Below are 1,269 nucleotides of genomic sequence, written 5' to 3'. Positions count from 1 at the left end.
TATTATAAAAGTACTTACCGGAATTAGACGTTGTGGAAAAAGTACAATTTTAAAATTGTATCAAGAATATTTGTTAAATAATGGGATTGATCCATCACAGATTATTTCTATTAACTTTGAAGAACTTGAGTATGAAGATCTACAGGATTATAAAAAACTCTACCAATACATTAAAGATAGATTAGTAGAGAATAAGATGATGTATATTTTTCTAGATGAAATACAGAATGTTCCTTCTTATGAAAAGGTTGTAGATAGCCTTCACGTAAAAGAGAATATAGATATCTACATTACAGGTTCTAATTCATATATATTTTCTGGTCAGTTAGCTACTTATTTAAGTGGTCGATATATTGAAATACCTGTTCTCCCTTTATCATTTAAAGAAGTCTATAATCCACAAACAAATAAAGAAGAGGCTTTTCAAAAGTATATAAAAACAGGTGGTTTTCCTTATATCCATCAAATACAATTACTAAATGAACAAATTGATATGTATCTAGAAGGAATCTACAATACTGTGATTGTAAAGGATATTGAAGAAAGAATTAATAGAAAAAATTCAAAGAGTGTAACTGATATTGCGTTACTTAAAGCTATATCCAAATATTTATCAAGTGTTGTTGGAAGTCCTGTTTCTATACGTAGTATTACTAATTATTTCAAATCTAACGAAAGAACGACTTCTCCTAATACTATCAGTAATTATGTTGAAGCATTATGTGAATCTTATCTTTATTACCCAGTAGAAGTCATGGATGTTTCAGGTAAAGAAGTCTTAAAGTCGAATAAGAAATATTATATTGTAGATCCAGGAATTCGTAATTATATTCTTCCAAAGCAATTCTATGATTTAGGATTCACAATTGAAAATATCGTTTATCTAGAACTACTGAGAAGAAGATATAATGTGAATATCGGACGAAATGGTCGTACAGAAGTCGATTTTATCGCAAAAAGAAATGATGTATATACTTATATACAAGTCACTGCATCACTTGTAGACGAAAATACATTCAATAGAGAAATTCGTCCTTTAAAACAAATTAAGGATAATTATGAAAAAATCATCCTTACTTTAGATAGATATACGCTAGGAAACTATGAAGGTATCAAAGTGATCAATATAATTGATTGGTTATTAGAAGAATAGGCTATAGCAACGAGGTTTGCGACAGCCTATTTTTTAGGCGCCAAATTATATGGTGTAGCTGAAAATATCGATTAAATCATATTGAGATCTTTATATCTAATCAGTTTTAAGCGCCT

1 protein-coding gene is annotated in these 1,269 nt (G+C 28.8%); it reads left to right on the top strand.

Annotation, left to right across the window (positions count from 1 at the left end; translation table 11 throughout):
* Positions 1 to 1,153, top strand: a 1,153-nt coding sequence (locus tag B2S90_RS04660; RefSeq protein WP_349677203.1) for an ATP-binding protein, incomplete at its 5' end; no start/stop codon positions are given.
* Positions 1,154 to 1,269 lie beyond the last annotated feature (116 nt).

This window comes from Catenibacterium sp. UBA627 (genome assembly GCF_002299355.1).
Lineage (GTDB): Bacteria > Bacillota_I > Bacilli_A > Erysipelotrichales > Coprobacillaceae > Catenibacterium > Catenibacterium mitsuoka.
Note: the sequence above shows the minus strand (reverse complement) of the source record. Positions and strands in the feature narration are given on the sequence as shown.